The 14,816-nt window shown below is 60.6% G+C and carries 10 protein-coding genes, 2 tRNA genes, 1 pseudogene and 1 riboswitch; of the genes and pseudogenes, 5 read left to right on the top strand and 8 right to left on the bottom strand.

The features are described 5' to 3' along the window. Nucleotides 1-6 precede the first annotated feature (6 nt). The 3 genes from cobW to AC2FNB_RS08470 form a co-directional block, all read right to left on the bottom strand. The gene (gene cobW, locus AC2FNB_RS08480) at nt 7-1,062 is read right to left on the bottom strand and encodes a cobalamin biosynthesis protein CobW (RefSeq protein WP_480751308.1); all 1,056 of its coding nucleotides are present in this window, start codon (nt 1,060-1,062) and stop codon (nt 7-9) included. A 3-nt stretch (nt 1,063-1,065) separates the two neighbouring features. Further along, on the bottom strand, nt 1,066-1,449 hold the full coding sequence (locus AC2FNB_RS08475; RefSeq protein ID WP_496745665.1) for a DUF1636 family protein: 384 nt from the start codon (nt 1,447-1,449) through the stop codon (nt 1,066-1,068). Nucleotides 1,450-1,519: 70 nt separating this feature from the next. Continuing rightward, nucleotides 1,520-1,726, bottom strand: a riboswitch (cobalamin riboswitch). A gap of 71 nt (nt 1,727-1,797) precedes the next feature. Next, the gene (locus AC2FNB_RS08470) at nt 1,798-2,682 is read right to left on the bottom strand and encodes a LysR family transcriptional regulator (RefSeq protein ID WP_496745663.1); all 885 of its coding nucleotides are present in this window, start codon (nt 2,680-2,682) and stop codon (nt 1,798-1,800) included. A 78-nt stretch (nt 2,683-2,760) separates the two neighbouring features. On the opposite strand from AC2FNB_RS08470, the gene AC2FNB_RS08465 reads away from it, so the two are divergent. Then, nucleotides 2,761-3,771, top strand: coding sequence for an NAD(P)-dependent oxidoreductase (locus AC2FNB_RS08465; protein WP_496745661.1), 1,011 nt, complete (start codon nt 2,761-2,763; stop codon nt 3,769-3,771). A gap of 71 nt (nt 3,772-3,842) precedes the next feature. Here AC2FNB_RS08465 and AC2FNB_RS08460 read toward each other — a convergent pair whose 3' ends face one another. Both AC2FNB_RS08460 and AC2FNB_RS08455 read right to left on the bottom strand, forming a co-directional pair. Then, on the bottom strand, nt 3,843-5,732 hold the full coding sequence (locus AC2FNB_RS08460; RefSeq protein WP_480751314.1) for a PhoX family protein: 1,890 nt from the start codon (nt 5,730-5,732) through the stop codon (nt 3,843-3,845). A gap of 197 nt (nt 5,733-5,929) precedes the next feature. Next, nucleotides 5,930-7,573 carry a tetratricopeptide repeat protein gene (locus AC2FNB_RS08455; RefSeq protein WP_480751316.1) on the bottom strand — a complete coding sequence of 548 codons (1,644 nt, stop codon included), beginning with the start codon at nt 7,571-7,573 and terminating at the stop codon, nt 5,930-5,932. Between the two features lie 519 nt (nt 7,574-8,092). Here AC2FNB_RS08455 and AC2FNB_RS08450 point away from each other — a divergent pair. From AC2FNB_RS08450 to AC2FNB_RS08435, 4 genes are all read left to right on the top strand, one after another. After that, nucleotides 8,093-8,166, top strand: a tRNA-Gly gene (locus AC2FNB_RS08450). Between the two features lie 135 nt (nt 8,167-8,301). Further along, on the top strand, nt 8,302-10,122 hold the full coding sequence (locus AC2FNB_RS08445; RefSeq protein ID WP_496745659.1) for an ABC transporter transmembrane domain-containing protein: 1,821 nt from the start codon (nt 8,302-8,304) through the stop codon (nt 10,120-10,122). 150 nt (nt 10,123-10,272) lie between these two features. After that, nucleotides 10,273-12,162: an acyl-CoA synthetase gene (locus tag AC2FNB_RS08440; protein WP_496745657.1), complete on the top strand. Its 1,890-nt coding sequence runs from the start codon at nt 10,273-10,275 to the stop codon at nt 12,160-12,162. An 11-nt stretch (nt 12,163-12,173) separates the two neighbouring features. Further along, entirely contained in the window at nt 12,174-13,097 is a 924-nt protein-coding gene (locus tag AC2FNB_RS08435; protein ID WP_496745655.1) for an alpha/beta hydrolase, read from the top strand. A 435-nt stretch (nt 13,098-13,532) separates the two neighbouring features. Here AC2FNB_RS08435 and AC2FNB_RS08430 read toward each other — a convergent pair. From AC2FNB_RS08430 to AC2FNB_RS08420, 3 genes and pseudogenes are all read right to left on the bottom strand, one after another. Further along, nucleotides 13,533-13,855 (bottom strand): annotated as a pseudogene (locus tag AC2FNB_RS08430) (transposase); the annotation flags it as partial. 127 nt (nt 13,856-13,982) lie between these two features. Beyond that, a tRNA-Thr gene (locus tag AC2FNB_RS08425) sits at nt 13,983-14,058 on the bottom strand. A 284-nt stretch (nt 14,059-14,342) separates the two neighbouring features. Beyond that, on the bottom strand, nt 14,343-14,816 hold a 474-nt coding region (locus AC2FNB_RS08420), incomplete at its 5' end, for a hypothetical protein (RefSeq protein ID WP_480751323.1).

Genomic DNA, 14,816 nt, shown 5'->3' with positions numbered 1-14,816 from the left:
GGTCCCTTATTCGGCGGCCTCGGCCACACCTTCGAGAATACCGCGAATTGCGGCTTCGTTGATGTCGTCATGCTCGGCAATCACTACCAGGCGCGAGCGGCGCTCTTCGCCCGGTTTCCAAGCCCGGTCGTATTGGTGGCGAACACGCGCGCCCACAGCCTGCACCAGCAGACGCATCGGTTTGTCGGATACGGCGGCGTACCCTTTGACGCGCAGGATGTTCAATTCGTTTGCCAGACGTTCGATCCGGGCCATCAGGTCGGCGGGATCGGATTGCTCGGGCAACTCGATCACGACGCTTTCGAAATCATCGTGTTCATGATCGTCCGCCCCGTCGTGGTGCGATGGGCGGGCATCCATGTCATCCTCGGCAGCGGCCTCCAGCCCCAGGATAACGCGCACGTCCACGGCCCCTTCGGCGACCTCGACCACCGGCAGCGGGCGCGGGGCCTCGGCAGCGATGATTTCCCTGGCCTTCGCAACGCCGTCGGGTCCGGCCAGGTCGGGCTTGGTCAGCAGGATGATATCGGCGCAGGAAATCTGGTCTTCGAACACCTCTGACAGCGGCGTTTCGTGGTCGATGGACTCGTCCGCCATGCGCTGGGCGTCCACCGCTTCGACGTTCGGCGCGAAGCGACCAGCGGCCACCGCCTCGGCATCGGCCAGCGCAATCACACCGTCCACGGTGATCTTCGACCGGATGTCGGGCCAGTCGAACGCCTTGAGCAACGGTTTCGGCAGCGCCAGACCCGAGGTTTCGATCAGGATGTGATCGGGGCGCGGCTCCAGCGCCATCAGCGCCTCGATGGTGGGGATGAAATCGTCGGCCACGGTGCAGCAGATACAGCCATTGGCAAGCTCCATGATGTTTTCCGCCGGGCAATCCGGAATGGCGCAACTTTTCAGGATCTCACCATCGACGCCCACATCGCCGAATTCGTTGACCACCACGGCCAACCGCTTGCCCTGTGGGTTCTGCATCAGGTGGCGGATCAGCGTGGTCTTGCCCGAGCCCAGAAAGCCGGTAATCACGGTGACGGGAAGTTTTTCAAGGGTGCTCATGGCTCAGGCTCCAATCGGGGGAATGCGGGCGGCGCAGTTCTTGCGGAAATGTTCGGGGCGGTCGCGCCACTTTACCAGCCCGTCCTCGGTGGCCAGGTATTTGGTCGCGCCTTCGACGATGATCGCGACATCGTCTGTTTCGCTCAGGTTCTCATAGACGAAGGTCCAGCGCGACGGCCCGCCACGCAGCACGATCGAACAGCCCTGATCGCAGTTCGACAGACACTCGACCGGTTTCAGCAGAACGCCATCGGGCAGTTCGACCTCGGTCAGCGCCTTGTGCAACAGCGCGCCCGGGCGCTGGGCGTCATCCTCGATGGGCAGACCCCGGCGGCAGGTGGTGCAGACCAGCAGTTCGACTGGTGCAGGCTCGGTCACGTCTCTCATCCCCCCATTCAGGTTTCGGGGAACGGGGTTTCATGCGGGCCACGGCCCGACACCGGAACACCCCGTCCGGTCTGGTCTTCGGGCGCTGGCAGGTCTCCCGGCTTACGGATGTCAGGGCTTGTCCCTGTCGGGTGTCCCGCCTTCCCGGCCTGTCGGCCAGTGGCATTTGGGCACCCTCTCCGGTCACGGTCGCGGGGGCGGCTGCGTTTGACGGTGAACCGCTGACGCATTCCCTTTTCATCTGCTCGCGCAGACACCAACAGCGCGGACATGCGGCAAGGGCAGGGGACTTGTCAAGCGCGGCGTCAGGCTTGTGAACCGTCAGGGTGAAAAAGCGACCCGCCATCGTTAACCAGCGGCATCGCCAGCCAACCTGTCCCGCAGCCATGCCTCGAAAAGGCGTGCTGAACCGGAAACCGATGTCGCCGCGTCGGATCGGATCAGGTAATGCGACTGCCCAAAGGGAATCGGTGGCCCGGCAATTTGCAGCGGTGCGCCCTGGGATATGGCATTGCGCGCAAAACGGCCGAGGATGGTGGCGTAACCCGCCCCTCCCATCACCAGTTGCAACGCCGCGACCGTGGTATCGACGGCGTGCCGGGTTGCCGATGGGTCGTGGTCAAGCCCGTGCGCCTCAAGGTAGCGCGCCCAGTTGTCCTCGTAGCCGAGAATGTGGATCAACGGCCCGCTGTGCATCTGCCGGATGGTGGGAACGGGGTCACCGGCACGGCAGACCGGAACGATGGTTTCCTCGCTCAACTTCTCGGCCATGACGCCCGGCCAATCGCCATATCCCAACCGGATCTCGATATCGACATCTGCAGGGGCGGCGCTGTCATTCCAGATATGCGACACCAGCCGCACAGGGATTTCCGGATATTGCGCGCTGAAATCAGGCAATTCCGCCGCGATCCAATAGGTGGCGGTCGAAATTGCTGCCCGTATTGTCAGGCTTTGGCGGGTGGCCGGACCAAACAGGCTGTTGGTGCTGAGCGCGATATCCGACAGCGCCCGCCGCACGGTCAGCGCATAGGATTGGCCAAGTTCGGTCAATTCGATCCGACGCGCGGCGCGCAGAAACAGTTTTTCGCCCAAATCCTCTTCCAGCGAGCGGATATGCAGCGACACTGCCGTCTGGGTCAGCCCAAGTTCTTTCGCCGCCGTGGTAAAGTTCAGATGGCGTGCCGCCGCCTCAAACGTTCGCAACCAGGCCGGATTTGGAAGGCGGTCCATTTATCACCAAAATTTTTTGACCATTGCGATCATTATTATTCGTTTCTCTTGCCGATTTCAAAGCTTCATAGTCACCGCATGAATCGTATACGCGGGCATACGCCCGCCGGGGAGGACAAATCCATGAAAGTTGGTTTCATCGGTCTGGGTAATGTGGGCCACAAACTGTCAGGCTCGCTCTTGCGGAACGGAATTGATCTGGCGGTGCATGACCTGAATGAAAATCTGGTCGACATGTTCGTCGAGCGTGGCGCCAAACGCGCGGACGGTCCGGCACAGCTGATGCGCGAATGTGACGCCGTCATCACCTGCCTGCCATCGCCTGCGGCCTCGGACGCGGTGATGCAACAGATGCTGCCCGAAGTGAAGCCGGGCAAGATCTGGATGGAGATGTCGACCACCGACGAGGCCGAGGTCAAAAGGCTCGGCGCCATGGTGATCGAGCGCGGCGGCGCCGCGGTGGACTGCCCGGTTTCGGGCGGCTGCCATCGGGCGGATACCGGCAACATCTCGATTTTCGCGGGCTGCGACCGCGCGACGTTCGAACGTATCCTGCCCTTCCTCACCACGATGGGCCGCCGCATCCTGCACACTGGCGACCTCGGGTCGGCTTCGGTTCTGAAGGTTCTCACCAATTATCTGGCGACAGCAAACCTTGTGACCTGTTGCGAAGCATTGGTTGTTGCCAAGGCTGCGGGCATGGATCTGAACACCGCCTATGAGGCGATGAAAATCTCGTCCGGCACCTCGTTCGTGCATGAAACCGAAAGCCAGGTGATCCTGAACGGTTCGCGCGATATTTCCTTCACAATGGATCTGGTGAAAAAGGACATCGGCCTGTTCCAGGAAGTTGCGGATCGCGCCAACGTGCCGTTGGAGATCAACCCGGTTCTGATCGACATCTTCAACGACGGGATCGCGCGTTTTGGCCCCCGCGAGTTGTCTCCCAACATCATCAAGCGCCTCGAAGAAGCAACGGGCCTCGATATCCGCGCCCCGGGCTTCCCGCCCGAGATGGTCGATGATGAACCCGAAGAGCCCGGTTACGAGGTCATTCCGCAAGGCAAGGAACTGAAGGCCGCCGAATAATTTCAGTCACTCCGAAACAAAACGCCCCCGGAACCGCGTTTCGGGGGCGTTTCCTTTGGATGACGGTCAGGTCAGCCTATAGGTGAGTTGTCGTCGCGCTTGATCGCGACCACCGACGAACGCGGCGTGCCGCCATCGGGCCAGTTGCCGCCGGGATGCTGGATGCCCACGAACATCGTTCGCCGGTCGCTTGACCAGGCAAGGCCCGTGACCTCGCATCCATTCGGACCGGTCATGAACCGCGCGATCTCTCCGGTTACCGGATCACCCACCAGCATCTGGTTGTTGCCCATTCCGGCAAAATCGCCCTCGTTTTTGTCGTCGCCATCGGTTTGAATCCACACCAGCCCGGTCGTATCAAAGGCCATGCCGTCGGGCGAGTTGAACAGGTTGCCGGCGTTCACGTTGGGCGACCCGGCATAGGCATCACTGTGCACCGTCGGGTTGCCCGCCATCACATACAGATCCCATTCGAACGTATCGGCCGCGTGGTCGTCCTGTGCGGGCCGCCAGCGCACGATCTGTCCATAGAGGTTGGTGTCGCGCGGATTGGGGCCATTGGCCGAAGTATCATCGCCACCGGCATTTGGTTTGACGCCCCGATTCTTGTTGTTGGTCAGACAGCAATAGGCCTCGACCGCCACGGGGTTCGCCGCCACCCACTCAGGACGGTCCATCGTGGTGCCGCCCACGATGGACGCGGCCATTCGGGTAAAGACCGCGATCTCGGCGGCATTCATCCCGGTTGTATCCGGCGTCAGGGCCAGCCATTCGCCGGTCTGGTCGTCGTTGAACCTGGCAACAAAAAGCGTTCCGTCATCCAGCAGCCCTTCGGTGGTTCCGCCAGGCCGGTAGGTGCCGTTGGAGACAAAACGATACAGGTACTCGCCCCGCTCGTCATCGCCCATATAGACGACGACGCGACCGTCCGGCGCCACCACGACCTCGGCGTTTTCGTGCTTGAACCGGCCAAGGCCGGTATGCTTGACCGGCGTGCTTTGGGGATTGGCAGGGTCAATCTCGACAATCCATCCCGCGCGGTGCGGCTCGTTGGGGGTTTTCGACGTGTCAAACCGCGGATCGAAAAGCTCGTAGCCGTTCCGGCTTTCCGCCTTGATGCCATAGCGTTCATAGCCGCTTGCGACCTGCGGAGCATACCCGGCCTGCTCGTCAGACGATCCGAAGTATCCGTTGAAGTTTTCTTCACAGGTCAGGTACGTGCCCCACGGCGTCTTGCCTGCGCCACAGTTGTTCATCGTTCCCAGAGACCTGGTTCCGGTCGGGTCGGCCTTGGTCTTCAACAGGTCATGCCCGGCAGCGGGGCCAACGATCTTCATCGGCGTGTTGTGATGGATACGGCGGTTGAACGGGCTGTCCCTGACCACGATCCAACCGTCAGGGCCTTCGGCAATCTCCATCACGGTCACGCCCTGAATGTTCTGCAGCTTCAGAACATCCTGTGCACTGATCGGCTTGCCATCCTGCGCCGCGGGCAGATTGATATCCTCATTCGGGTATTCGTGATTGATGGCGATCAGGTCCCGCCCCTGAAACGAAAAGGTTTCCATCCCGTCGGTGTTCTCACCGAAAATCTTGTCCGAGTTCTCAAGCGGGCCGCCGTCGGTGATGTCATACCCGTCCGCTTCGGAAAACAGCGGGTCGCCCCAGCGCATCAGAACCTTCCAGGAATATCCCTCGGGCACGTGAACGGTTCCGTCGGTCTGTGCCGCAATCGGAGCAAAGGCAAAACGCGACCCTTGAACCGCATGGGCTGCCGTTGGCTTCAACAGCCCGGCGCCCATGGCCGCGGCACCAGACCCAAAGGCCAGTACGCCGCCCAGAAAGCCCCGGCGCGAAATCGCGCTTTCGACGACGCGGTCAAAGTCGTTCTTTTCGGGGCGAGAAAAATTTATCTCGTCCCAGTCGTCAGCAGACAGGTTTTTTGAAACGACTTCTTTCATGGATGCCTCCCAATTAGCGTAATATGTCGGTGAGCCAAGGATGTAGAGAGCGAATATGACAACTCGTTGAACGGGTGTAACAGGCAAGTGACAATTGCTTTGCCGGGCTCCACAGTTTTTTCAGTCGCCCGAAAAAGATACCGCCCCGAACACGGGGCGGCATTTCGGTCATTTCATATCGGAAGGCAGGAAGGCTCCTAGGCCGCTTTGGCTCGACTGCGGCAATAACACGAGGCATGCACCGGCACGGTCGCCCGTGCCGCGGCCTGATCAAGCTGCAGTTTGATATGCTTGGCCTCGGTCAGTTCGCCGCGCCGCACAAGGCATTCGTGCAAGCCGTGCAGGCTCCAGATGTTGCGCGGATGCTGGCAGGCGCGCGCAAGCGTGTCGTCCAGCCCCAGATCGGCACGGTAAACCGCCTCGGCTTCTTCGAACTTCTGGTCTTCCATCAACAGCGCGCCCAACGCATGCCGGGTCGGCTGCATCCAGCCCCACGGCTCGTCATAGACCAGGCTGTCGTCCAGCTTGACCGAGCGGCGCAGGTGCGCCAGCCCGCCTTCGCGGTCCCCGGCCTTGAACGCGATTTCGCCATCCATCATCGCTTCGCCGATCATCAGCACGTCCTCGGCGGTGTTGTTGAACACCAGACGTCCCTCGGGCACCGCCTTGCGTGCCTCTACCGCGCGTTCGCGCTCTGCCTTGGCTTCGTCCGCGCGGCCAAGATTGGCCAGCGCAATGGCCCGCGCCTGATGCATGGCGGCGGTGGTGTAACTGTAAAGCTCACGATCCTCGGGGAAGGGTTCGTCAAGGATGTCCTGCCATTGCCCGAACCGCACCATCACGTGAATCTTCTTGCCATAAAACGATTCGAACAGGTCCGGGAAAAACCGCACCACATTGTCCGGCAACATTCGCATCAACTCTTCGGACGCGGCCAACGCCTTATCCGGCTGTCCAAGAAACATCGCGCCATAAGCTTCGAAATGGACATTGTGGATGCGGTAGACGGTATAGAAATTCTCACCCCCCGCCATCGCTTCGTATTTTCGATCCACTTGTGCCGCGCGGTGATTGCGCCAGACCACGTTCTGATAGTCACCGCACAGCACGTCGATATGGGTCGCCATATGCACCAGATGCCCGCTGTCGGGCACCAGATCGACCAGCCGGTCGCCATGACGCAGCGCCTTTTCGGGCGTGGGCGACATTTCCATCAGGTGAATGTACATGTGCAGCAGACCGGGATGGTCCCAGGCACCGGGCAGGGTGTCAAACGCGGTTTCCAGCGCCGCCAGCGCCTCGACGGTCGAGGCGCCTTCGGCGGGTTCGCCCTTGGCCAGATCCCAAAGCTGCCAGGGGGTCCGGTTCATCAGCGCCTCGGCAAAGATGCAGGCCACGTCGAGATCCTTGTTGTGCGCCGCGTAAACCTTACGCATCGAATCCGAAAAGGCGTCGTTCCACGGGCCGTAATCCTCGATCTCCGGATCGGTCGGAAACCGGTCTGCCAGCGCTTCGATCAAGGCCGTCTCGACCGGGGAAACCTTGTCACGCGCCGCCATCGCGGCGGCAATCGCCTCATGTGCCCGCTTCAGCGTTGCAACACGCTCGTCCGGCTCGAAGAACTCCCACGGCTTGTTGTAGTTCGGGCCAATCGCATGAGCGACGCCCCAAAAGGCGATGCCGCAGCCGGGGTCAATATCGGCGGCCTTCTGAAAACACTCCGCCGCCGCTTCGTGATTGTACCCATACAGCCAGATCAGCCCCTGATCGAACAATCGCTGTGCTTCGGGTGATGAGGTGGTGATCTTGCGTGAATAGGTTCCCAAGTCAAAATCTGTCATGATATGCGCCCCCACAAAAGGCCAGTCTGCAAACGCGGCCTGTTGGCTGCGCGACCGGCGGATGGGCAAGGATACCACAAAACCGTGATCATTGCCGAAACGCCTGACCAGCCGTCAGAGGAACCCCTCACCGCCGCAGGTCACGCAACGTGTCATTTTCAGTCCAAAACATCCGGTGCAGCGGTCGTAGTGGGATTTGCCCTGAATATCCTTTCTTTTGAAAACCTGACCGGAACCGCTGCAGATCTGACAGGGTGACCGGCCCGAGCCGTGACATCGGTGGCACCGCCGTTTTGCCGGTTTCGGTTCAGGGGTCTTGCGCGGTAACGGCTTGCTCATGGAATTGCCCGCAGATCGACTTGGTGAGAAATCGTAGCTCCTTGGAAACCCATCTGAACACACGAGACCCGTTCTGTCATCTTAAGAGTGCCGCGCAAACCGGATCGAAAGAAGGCACGCGCGCGATGGATTTCCCGCTTGACGATCCCATGGCGGTGACATAATCAGCCAAGACGCTGAGCGGGTATAGCTTAATGGTAAAGCCCCTGCCTTCCAAGCAGGCTATGTCGGTTCGATTCCGTCTACCCGCTCCAACTCAGCCCATCTTTCCAGTTCGCTGCGGCAAAAACGGTCTTTGCATCGAGGATTCGCCCCCTTTGCCTTGACCCCATGCGGCGCTGCGGCCATGAAGCATGCGATTATGACGGACAAGACGACAAGGGCCTGACATGGCAAGGAACCGCGCGGCAAAATCGGCAGCAACCCCGGCACCCGGCGCCAGCGAAGAGCGGGCCGTCTCGAAAAAACTGGGCGTTCTGGCATCGCTCTGGCCGTTCATGAAGCCCTACAAGTTGCTGATGTTCGGTGCGACCGTGGCGCTTGTCGTCACCGCAAGCATGACATTGACGCTGCCATTGGCCGTACGGCGGGTCGTCGATCATTTCCGGATCGAAGACGGCGAATTGCTGGACCAGTATTTTCTGGCCGCGCTGGGAATCGCCGCGATTCTCGCGGTGGGCACCGGGGTCAGATACATGCTTGTCACCCGGCTGGGTGAGCGCGTCGTCGCCGACATCCGCAAGGCCGTTTTCGACCGGGTGATCGGGATGAGCCCCGAATTCTTCGAACGGATCATGACGGGCGAGGTGCTCAGCCGGATCACCACCGACACGACATTGATCCAGTCGGTTCTGGGGTCTTCCGTCTCCATCGCCCTGCGCAACATGCTGATGTTCCTGGGCGGTCTGGTGCTGATGCTGCTGACCTCGGCCAAGCTGACGGCGATGGTTCTGCTGCTGATCCCGGTCGTGGTGGTGCCGATCCTCGTTCTGGGCCGCCGCCTGCGCGGCATAAGCCGCGAAAACCAGGACTGGATCGCCGCCTCGTCGGGCAATGCCGGCGAGGCGCTGGGCGCAGTCCAGACGGTACAGGCCTTCACGCATGAAACCGCCAGCCGCAAACAGTTCTCGGACCTGACCGAAACCTCTTACTCGGTGTCGCTGCGCCGAATTCATACCCGAGCCGTGTTGACGGTCATCGTGATCTTTCTGGTCTTCACCGGCATCGTCGGCGTCCTTTGGATGGGTGCGAACGACGTGCGCGCCGGGATCATGACCGAAGGCACGCTGATCCAGTTCGTGATCTATTCGGTGATCATGGCCGGATCGGTCGGCGCGCTGTCCGAAATCTGGAGCGAGCTGCAACGCGCCGCCGGCGCGACGGAACGCCTTGTCGAACTGTTGAACGCGCAGGATGCCGTCACCGACCCTGCAAACCCGGTTTCGCTGACGCAACCTGTCAAAGGCGCCATCGGTTTTGACAATGTCAGCTTCCGCTATCCGTCACGACCCGAGGTGGCGGCGCTCGACGAGATGACCCTTGCCGTCAATCCCGGGGAAACCGTGGCCTTCGTCGGCCCATCCGGGGCTGGCAAGACCACCGTGATCCAGTTGATCCAGCGCTTCTATGATCCCGATCAGGGGGCGGTGACGCTGGATGGGGTTGACCTGCGCACGCTTGCACGATCGGATTTCCGCCGTCACATCGCCCTGGTGCCGCAAGACCCCGTCATATTTGCAACGTCGGCGCGCGAAAACATCCGCTTTGGCCGCCCCGAGGCAACCGATACCGAGGTCGAAGATGCCGCACGCGCAGCAGCAGTGCATGATTTCATCGCCGCCCTGCCGGAAGGTTATGACAGTTTCGTCGGCGAACGCGGGGTGATGCTGTCGGGCGGGCAAAAACAGCGCATCGCCATCGCGCGCGCCATCCTGCGCGACGCCCCGGTGCTGCTGCTGGACGAGGCGACCTCAGCCCTTGATGCCGAAAGCGAACGCGCGGTTCAGGGTGCGGTCGATGAACTCAGCGCGGGCCGGACCACGCTGATCGTCGCGCACCGTCTGGCCACCGTGAAAAAGGCGGACCGCATCGTTGTGATGGAGGAAGGCCGCATCGTGGCGCAGGGCACCCATGCCGATCTGGTGGCGCAGGACGGCCTCTATGCGCGGCTGGCGCGGCTGCAATTCACCGATGGTGTCGCGGCTGAATAAGGTGACGCCCCGGCACTTTGCCAATCGCCGCAGCGTCATTCTATCCATCCCGAATCCCTCCCGTTAACCCTCGCTTGCACTGGCGGGAATTTGCTCTCATCTTGGGGTGGAAAACCCGCGCCAGGCTGGGACAATAAGGGGAGGAGCCGCATGGCATTCGTTGGGAAGGAAGACAAGGCACGTATTGAAAACGAGATGCCGTGGCAGGACCGTGATCTGCCGGTGACATTTCACCAGTTGCTGTCGCGGACAGCGGCCAAATTTCCCAATCACAAGGCGATCAGTTTCCAGATTCTGTCCGGCGCAAAGGACAAGGCCGAAACGCTGACCTGGTTCGATCTGCTGGGTAAGGTCAATCAGGCCGCCAACCTGTTCCGCACGCTCGGAGTGGGCGAAAAGGACGTGGTCGCCTATGTCCTGCCAAATTGCAACGAAACGCTGATCACCATGATGGGCGGCGCAGTGGCCGGGATCGTGAACCCGATCAATCCGCTGCTGGAACCCGAACAGATCGCCGCCATCCTGCGCGAAACCAATGCCAAGGTCGTGGTCACGCTGAAACCCTTTCCGAAAACGGATGTGGCGCAAAAAGTGGCCGAGGCGGTGCGCCACGCCCCGCACGTCAATACGGTGCTGGAGATCGACCTGAACCGGTACCTGACGCCGCCGAAATCCTGGATCGTGCCTTTCATCCGCCCGAAACTGGAAGACAAGGAACATCTGGCCCACGCCGACTATCTGGATTTCAACAAGGAACTGGCGAAACAACCCACGACGCTCGGTTTTGCGGACAGCGCCCAGGATCGGGTGGCCTGCTATTTCCATACCGGCGGCACAACCGGCATGCCGAAAGTGGCGCAGCACACTTATTCGGGCATGATCTACAACGGCTGGCTTGGTCATACGCTTTTGTTCTCCGAAGAGGACATCATCATGTGCCCGCTGCCGATGTTCCACGTTTTTGCCTGCCACGTCATCGTCATGGCCGCCGTCGCCTCGGGTGCACATGTGGTATTCCCGACGCCCGCCGGGTATCGCGGCGATGGTGTGTTCGACAATTTCTGGAAGCTGATCGAACGCTGGAAGGTCAGTTTCATCATCACCGTCCCGACGGCGATCTCGGCCAAGATGCAACGCCCGGTCGATGCCGATATCTCCAGCGTGAAAACCGCTTTCTCCGGCTCGGCGCCGCTGCCGGTGGAACTTTTCCGCCGATTCGAACAGGCCACCGGCGTGACCATCGTCGAAGGCTATGGCCTGACCGAGGCAACATGCCTGGTCTCGTGCAACCCGGTGGATGGTGAAAAGAAAATCGGCTCGATCGGTATCCCGTTCCCCTACACGGATGTGAAGATCCTCAGGGACGGACCGGACGGGCCGGGCGAATGCGCTACGGACGAGGTGGGCGAGATCTGTGTGTCAAACCCCGGTGTCTATGCCGGAAATACCTATACCGAGGTCGACAAGAACAAGAACCTTTATCACTTCGACAAATACCTGCGCACCGGCGATCTGGGCCGGTTCGACGGGGACGGCTACCTGTGGATCACCGGCCGCGCCAAGGATCTGATCATTCGCGGCGGCCACAACATCGATCCCGCCGATATCGAAGAGGCGCTGCTGGGTCACGAAGCGGTGGCCTTTGCCGGCGCCATCGGACAGCCCGATGCGCATTCCGGCGAAGTGCCCTGCGCCTTTGTCGAGCTTGTCGAGGGCAAGACCGTGACCGAAGCGGAATTGCTGGAATACTGCAAGATCCACGTCCACGAACGCGCGGCGCATCCCAAGCACATGACCATCCTGCCTGAATTGCCCAAGACCGCCGTGGGCAAGGTGTTCAAGCCGGAACTGCGCAAACAGGCGATCACCCGCGTCTACAACGGTGCTCTCGAAAAGGCCGGTGTAGCCGCACGCGTCGTCTCCGTCGATGACGACAAGAAACGCGGCCTTGTCGCGCTGCTTGACGCGAACGGCTCCTCCGAGGACGATGTCAACAGGGTTCTGGGTACCTTTACCCGGCCTTGGGAATGGGCAGCCTGAGCGGAGGGGCAATGGACTATGAGCGTCTGATCGACGAAGAAACCTGGGCCTTCATCGCTCGAACGGCCGAGAGTTACCCGGAAGACGCGGCAACTCTGTCGATTGCCGAACAGCGGCGCGTCTATGACGAGATGTGCCGCCAGTTCCGGCAGGAACGCCCCTATGGCGTCGAATCCGAGGACCGGGAGGCAAATGGCGTTCCGGTTCGCGTCTATTCGGCAGGCGATCCGACGAGGACAGTTGTCTATTTCCATGGCGGCGGGTTCGTTTTGGGCGGGCTGGACAGCCACGACGATACCTGCGCCGATATCTGCGCCCAGACCGGTTACCGGGTGGTCGCCGTGGACTATCGCCTGTGCCCGGAACACCGCCACCCGGCCCAGTTTCAGGACAGCTGGACCGCGGTGAAATGGGCCGCCTCCGAATTCGCAGAGCCGCTGATATTGGCCGGTGACAGCGCCGGGGGCACTCTGGCGGCTTGTGTCGCCCACTATGCGCGCGGGCGTCTGGACAGCATCCTGGGGCAGGTCCTGATCTATCCGCTTTTGGGCGGAGATGTTGAAAGCGGCTCCTACATCGAACATGCGCAAGCACCGATGCTGACGCGCGACGACGTGCTTTTCTACAAAAGAATCCGCCACGAAGACGCGGAACCGTCCGGTGATCCGACCTATGAACCGTTGCAGGATCAGGACTATTCCGGCCTGCCGTCCACGGTGATCTTCACCGCCGATTGCGACCCGCTCCGCGACGATGGAAAAGCCTATCGGGACCGGATCGAGGAAACGGACGGTTTGGTTCAGTGGATCAACGAAGCCGGGCTGGTTCACGGATATCTGCGGGCGCGAACCTCCGTCGGGCGCGCCCGTGACAGTTTCGAACGGATCACTGTCGCCATCGAAGCGCTGGGGCAGGGGATCTGGTCCTACGATTGATCCCGTAAGGCAGGAGAAAGCCAGATGACTTTGACCTTCAGGTCATCTGACAAAAAAGAGCTGCGCATGAAAAAAACGTCTGGAAAATGAAGGATTTTCGACGCGGGCCCTTGCGTGCGGGATTGGCTGGAACTGACCGCGGCTCGCGTTGACAAACCTCTCAGGGAGGAAGCCGCAGTGTCTTGGTTCTGCCAATGGGGAAAGAGTGCTGTCGGCTGGGGCTGTGAATGCGAAGGCGGCGATGGTGTTGGATCTTGAGGCAGCCGACTGCGAGTTCCGCCTGTGGGTCTGGTCTGAATTTATGCGCGATAGAGGCGGGATGGCGCCTTCTGCGCGGCATTCCTCATCACCGCGGACAAGGGGGGTCGGCCGAGTTGACCGAAGCAACCGGTGAGCGGTGGATGGGATCGCCGGGCGTTTCATCATGCGGCCTGTTTCCTGCGCGGTCGCTTCCTCGCCCAGCAACGTGCGGATCTTCGCGATGTTGGCCTTGCGGGCGGCGCTTGCCAGCAGGCCGTAGCGGCGGATGCGGTGGTACCGATCGGGCAGGGCTGCATGTGGAACCGGTGGATGAACTCGCCCGTGTCGAGCCGCATGACCTTCATGCAATCACCCGATTTGATCCGGTAGCCTTTCCAGCGGAAGGCCACGGTATCATCGCCGGCGCAGACCAAGCGCTGAATTGAGATCGCCACCCGATGGGTGTATCGGCACAGACAGGCCAGCACCGCCTCGGGACCGGCGAAGAGCGGCTTGGCGCAAGGGGTAGACGGAGACGTGCACCCCGTTGCCCTAGAACCTGCGCCACACCTCATTGTAGATACATTGGAACTTTCGCTCTATGAGCGTCACGCATTTTCTAAGTTATTGTTTTCAGGGAATAACTGGTGCCGCTGAAGGGACTCGAACCCCCGACCCCATCATTACGAATGACGTGCTCTACCAGCTGAGCTACAGCGGCAACCTTTTGTACGGCCTTCCCATCTTCACTGGCTGCTGAGCAGTGGCCCTGTCTCTCGGACAAAATCTGTCCTTGGCGAGTCGGGCGTTGATCATGTGCAGTTTCTTGTTCCAAGTCGGATGCGATCGCGCCGGGCCTCTCTATAGTACTGGCCCGTAACAGAGACAAGCGGTTTCATGTTGGTCTCCCGCATATTCGCGACGCTAGCTGATATTTGGGTCGTGTGGCGCTGCATGCCCTTGAGGCTGCAAGCGTGGGCGCGGGTGAATTTGAGCCAGGCCCGATTAACGAAAGAACGAATGGGTCGGGCGCCAGAGAGAATATCCTCGATGTTGTTGAACGGCTTTGATCTGCGGATTCATGCCTTTTGAATTGCCATGCTCGCTACAGGTATATTGACAATCAGCACCGGTGAGCGTGCTGCGGCAACGCAAAAAGCCGATATGCGCGAGGCACCGTATTCCGCCTTTGCGTGGCCGAGTCGGCGCTGGCTTTCCTTTTTTCATCAAGTTTCGCGCTTTATTGCCGGCGTCAGGTTTCTGAAGTTCTTTTACCTGATTGAAAAATAATGATTTTAACTGAGGTTGCGATGTTTTGTGTTTTTTTTGAAAAGAGGGGTTGCAAGGTTCGATGGGAGTACGTAAATAGCCCCTCACCGGCGGCGCTGAGGTGCTGTTGGGGGGCTGGATGGAGCGGCTGGGACGGATTGAGTTCTGGATTGGCTGCGAAGCGAGGCGACAAACTGAGGCGATGATGGG

The sequence above is a fragment of the Ruegeria sp. BHSB058 genome, from assembly GCF_059613285.1.
This window is presented reverse-complemented; position numbering and strand designations above follow the sequence as displayed.

Coding starts and splice junctions, on each gene's coding strand:
- cobW (WP_480751308.1), bottom strand. CDS start 1,062: ATGAGCACCCTTGAAAAACTTCCCGTCACCGTGATTACCGGCTTTCTG.
- AC2FNB_RS08475 (WP_496745665.1), bottom strand. CDS start 1,449: ATGAGAGACGTGACCGAGCCTGCACCAGTCGAACTGCTGGTCTGCACC.
- AC2FNB_RS08470 (WP_496745663.1), bottom strand. CDS start 2,682: ATGGACCGCCTTCCAAATCCGGCCTGGTTGCGAACGTTTGAGGCGGCG.
- AC2FNB_RS08465 (WP_496745661.1), top strand. CDS start 2,761: ATGAATCGTATACGCGGGCATACGCCCGCCGGGGAGGACAAATCCATG.
- AC2FNB_RS08460 (WP_480751314.1), bottom strand. CDS start 5,732: ATGAAAGAAGTCGTTTCAAAAAACCTGTCTGCTGACGACTGGGACGAG.
- AC2FNB_RS08455 (WP_480751316.1), bottom strand. CDS start 7,573: ATGACAGATTTTGACTTGGGAACCTATTCACGCAAGATCACCACCTCA.
- AC2FNB_RS08445 (WP_496745659.1), top strand. CDS start 8,302: ATGGCAAGGAACCGCGCGGCAAAATCGGCAGCAACCCCGGCACCCGGC.
- AC2FNB_RS08440 (WP_496745657.1), top strand. CDS start 10,273: ATGGCATTCGTTGGGAAGGAAGACAAGGCACGTATTGAAAACGAGATG.
- AC2FNB_RS08435 (WP_496745655.1), top strand. CDS start 12,174: ATGGACTATGAGCGTCTGATCGACGAAGAAACCTGGGCCTTCATCGCT.